This is a genomic window from Coprococcus intestinihominis (genome assembly GCF_040096555.1).
GTDB classification, from domain to species: Bacteria; Bacillota; Clostridia; order Lachnospirales; family Lachnospiraceae; genus Coprococcus_A; species Coprococcus_A intestinihominis.
Window position 1 is genome coordinate 1 of record NZ_JBBMEK010000292.1, and the last position, 3,914, is coordinate 3,914.

At 46.6% G+C, this 3,914-nt stretch carries 5 protein-coding genes; all 5 read right to left on the minus strand.

Going from position 1 to position 3,914, the window contains the following annotated elements; all coding sequences use genetic code 11:
* On the minus strand, positions 1 to 305 hold a 305-nt coding region (locus tag WMO25_RS15860), incomplete at its 3' end, for a hypothetical protein (RefSeq protein ID WP_349086131.1).
* Positions 292 to 1,788, minus strand: coding sequence for a spore germination protein (locus WMO25_RS15865; protein WP_349086132.1), 1,497 nt, complete (start codon positions 1,786 to 1,788; stop codon positions 292 to 294). The genes WMO25_RS15860 and WMO25_RS15865, both read right to left, overlap by 14 nt.
* Positions 1,789 to 1,871: 83 nt before the next feature.
* A complete protein-coding gene (locus tag WMO25_RS15870; protein ID WP_227082126.1) occupies positions 1,872 to 2,546 on the minus strand; it encodes a GntR family transcriptional regulator in 675 nt (224 codons plus the stop codon).
* A gap of 5 nt (positions 2,547 to 2,551) precedes the next feature.
* Positions 2,552 to 3,454 carry a 4-(cytidine 5'-diphospho)-2-C-methyl-D-erythritol kinase gene (gene ispE / locus WMO25_RS15875; protein ID WP_349086133.1) on the minus strand — a complete coding sequence of 301 codons (903 nt, stop codon included), beginning with the start codon at positions 3,452 to 3,454 and terminating at the stop codon, positions 2,552 to 2,554.
* A 129-nt stretch (positions 3,455 to 3,583) separates the two neighbouring features.
* The coding region (locus WMO25_RS15880) for a LysM peptidoglycan-binding domain-containing protein (protein ID WP_349086134.1) at positions 3,584 to 3,914 on the minus strand (331 nt) is incomplete at its 5' end.

The window sequence follows — 3,914 nt, forward strand, 5'->3', positions numbered from 1 at the left end:
TAAAAACGCAAAGCCCATATCAGTCCTGCCAGATAAAAAATCAGCCACAGCAGGCAGAGTATTCCCGGCAGTTTTTGTTCTGAGAGTCTGATGCCTGTCTTTTTTTCATACTGATCAAACATACAAAAAGATGCCTTATAATAAATCAGCACGAGACCAATTGTCAGCAGACTGCCCACAAGCATTGTCAGCGATGAAGCTTGTTCCTTTGCTGCTGTCAGTGAAAAAAGTCCCGCTGCCAGCATATCCAGCATAAAGATCCAGGATGCCTGACGCCCGGAGATCATCTGATTATCTGATATCATTTTTCTTCTCCTTTCTCAGTCTGCGTCTGTGTCCTTTCTGAGTAAAATACGGCCGCTCATACATTTTTCCTAATGGCATACGCCAGATATTGTCCTGCCACTTGCCTTCCGGAGCCATCTCTGCCGAAACAAAGGGCAGCATATAGGGAATACCAAAACTTTTCAGACCGGACAGATGGGTCAATACGGTCAGTACGGCCGCTGTCAGTCCCACAAAACCGCCTATGGATGCTGCAGCAATAAAATAAAATTTAATCATCCGAAATGCAGATGCAAACAGATCATTCGGAATAGTAAAAGCAGACAACGCAGTCAGAGCCACAAGAATAACAACCACCGGACTGACAATATGCGCATCAACCGCCGCCTGACCGATAATCAGACCGCCGACAATCCCCAAAGTACTCCCCATAGGTCCCGGCAGCCTGATGCCTGCCTCCCGCAGCAATTCAAATGCCAGCTCCATCACAACCACCTCCACCGGCAGTGTAAACGGAACACCCTCCCTGGAAGCCGCAAAACTCAGTGCAAAACTCAGCGGCAGTGCCTCCGGATGAAAGCCTGCCAGTGCAATATACATTCCCGGCAAAAGAACTGCAAAAAATGCCGCCGCATAACGCAGTATCCGTACGAAATTCGCTGCATCCCAACGGTCATAGTAGTCATCCGATGCCTGAAAAAAGCATGCAAACACAGTCGGCAGCAAAAGAACCATGGGGGAATTGTCCACAACCAACACAATACGGCCCTCTAAAAGGGCTGAGGCCGCCTTATCCGGCCGTTCTGTGGACTGATACTGAGGGAACGGCGAGTACCATTTTTCTTCCGTCAGGGATTCCAGATAACTGCTGTCAAGGATCGCATCAATTTTGAAACTCTCCAGCTTTCTGATAACCTGCTTAAGCATTTCCGGCCGTACCAGATCCTCCATATACATCAACGCCACATCTGTTTTTGAACGGACACCGATGGTCATCTGCCGGCTCTTCAGCCGTGTATCTCTGATCCGCCGCCGAATCAGCACGGTATTCACCCTGAAAGATTCCGTAAAGCTTTCCTTGGAACCTCTGACAGACACTTCTGTTTCCGCCTCTGATACCCCGCGCCCCGGCAGATTCTTACTGGAAACAATCATGGCCTTTGCCATGCCGTCAATGAGAATCGCCGTATTGCCTTTGAGGACCTCATCAATCAGCATCTCCATCCGATTGGTTTCCTTCACATCTGCTGTCGCCAGATATTTATTAAAAATCACCTGCCCGGCATTTTGATCTGGCAGCTGTATCCGATCAAAAAGGAGACTTTTCAGCACAACACCATCTATAAAATCCCGGTCATACATGGAATCCATATAAACAACATACATTCCCAGCTTTTCATCACCCACCAGAATCCGGCGCATGACGGCATCGGCACAGCCTTCAAAACGGGATTCTATATAACGGATATTTGTTTCCAGCTCTGTTTCAATCTTATTGTGCATTCCAAAGCCTCCTAAAAAATAAAGATACCGCAAGCAGACCATTGTCTGCTGCAATATCTTTATTCTCTGCAAATGCTGCTTTTTTATGCTTCCTGCTCCTGAAGCTTCTTGATTACCGTCAGCTCCTGGATATAAATATGTTCCTGGATCAGGCGAACTGCCTCTTCTTTGTTCTTGTCAATGATGGCATCCACAATCCTCTGATGCTCTTCCACCAGTCTGTCATGGGACTGTGTATCCTTCAGATATTCCAGACGGTAACGATACATCTGTTCCCGGAGATTATTCAAAATCTGGATCAGTCTGGCATTCTTCGTTGATCTGAAAATAATATCATGGAAAGCCACATCCTTCTCTGCGATGGTTGTCAGATCATCCTTACCAAAAGACTCTTCAAAATTCTTACATGCAAGCTTCAGATCATGGATATCATCTTCTGTAATTCTGTCACAGGCAAGCTCGATCGCCAATTTCTCGAGGGAGGTACGGACTTCCAATACATCTCTCAGATCCTTCTCTGTAATCCGTGCAACCTCTGCACCTTTTCTCGGGATCATCACAACAAGGCCTTCCAGCTCCAGCTTACGAATTGCTTCACGGATCGGTGTTCGGCTGACTCCCAGCTTGTTGGCCAGTGCAATCTCCATCAGACGTTCTCCTGGTTCCAGTTCTCCTTTGAGAATCGCTCTTCTCAATGTATTAAATACAACATCTCTTAATGGGAGATATTCATCAATTGTCATTTCAAAGTCCTTCATCCTGCCTACCTCTTTCTTTGATTCTTACGTGTGCTTTTTATTTTCTGATTAAATGGTCTGGTCAGATAAATCTGTCTCGCCAAGCCGCTGGCTTTCATATCTTCAAAGGCTTTCTTCGCCTTGTCTTCATCATCAAAAATACCGAATACAGTCGGTCCGCTACCGCTCATCAAAGCATTCACTGCCCCCGACTGCATCATCTGCTGCTTGATATCTGCAATGACCGGATGTTCCGGAATCGTCACAGTCTCAAGTACATTGCCAAGACGATCCGTGACACCATAAAGATCCTTCGCCTTCAGCGCTGATACAATGCCATCCACATCCGGATGCAGGATCTCTTCATTCAATTTCAGATGCTCATAAACATAACGGGTGGACACACTGATGGATGGTTTCGCAATTAAAATCGGACAATCCGGAAGCGGCGCCACCGGCGTCAGGATCTCACCAATTCCTTCCGACAATGCAGTGCGGCGCATCAGACAATACGGAACATCTGCCCCCAGCTTCACGCCGATCTCCCTGAGCTTCTTCTGGCTCAGCTGCAAATCAAAGAGCTTATTCATGCCGTATAAAACAGCAGCACAATCCGTACTTCCGCCTGCCATTCCCGCAGCCACCGGTATATGCTTCTCAATGCGGATACAGACCCCCTGCTTTATGTCAAACTGCTCCATCATAACCTTCGCCGCTTTGTAGGCAATATTGCACTCATCCGTCGGCAGGAAGGATAAATTGCATGTCAGCCGGATGCCCGGTGTCTCTGTTTTCTCTATATCAATCTGATCATACAGCTTCAGCATCTGCATAACCATTCGAACTTCATGATAGCCATCTTCTCTGCGTCTGACCACATCTAATCCAAGATTGATCTTCGCTCTGGCTTTTAGTCTGATCGTATCCATAATGATTCCCCCTGTATTCCCCTTAGAGGTGGTTTCAACTCCCATCTTATGTATGTCTCTGTGTATCGTGTATACAATATAATTGTAAAATACAATCTGCAATTTTGCAATACTTTTTTTCGGAATCTTTCAAAAACTCATCTGTTTCATGATCAGCAGACGTTCCCCCTCAGAGATCTCTTCCTTTTCAATATGATTCAGCCGCCGGATTTCCTGGGCTGTTGTACGAAACTGTTTCCCCAGGGAAAATAATGTATCACCCTTTTTAACAACATAGCCTGTCATATTCGGCAGAGATTCCATATATCCGTCATTGACCTCACCCTCAGAGATTTCCGTCATCACATGGATCGTCATATATTGGCAGACCAGGGTATCCAGGCGAACCGTCATTTTCACCTCTGCCGTATCACCGCCTGCCATCACGGCACTGATCTGATCCAGATACGGCTGCACTTCA

Coding starts and splice junctions, on each gene's coding strand:
- WMO25_RS15865 (WP_349086132.1), bottom strand. CDS start 1,788: ATGCACAATAAGATTGAAACAGAGCTGGAAACAAATATCCGTTATATA.
- WMO25_RS15870 (WP_227082126.1), bottom strand. CDS start 2,546: ATGAAGGACTTTGAAATGACAATTGATGAATATCTCCCATTAAGAGAT.
- ispE (WP_349086133.1), bottom strand. CDS start 3,454: ATGGATACGATCAGACTAAAAGCCAGAGCGAAGATCAATCTTGGATTA.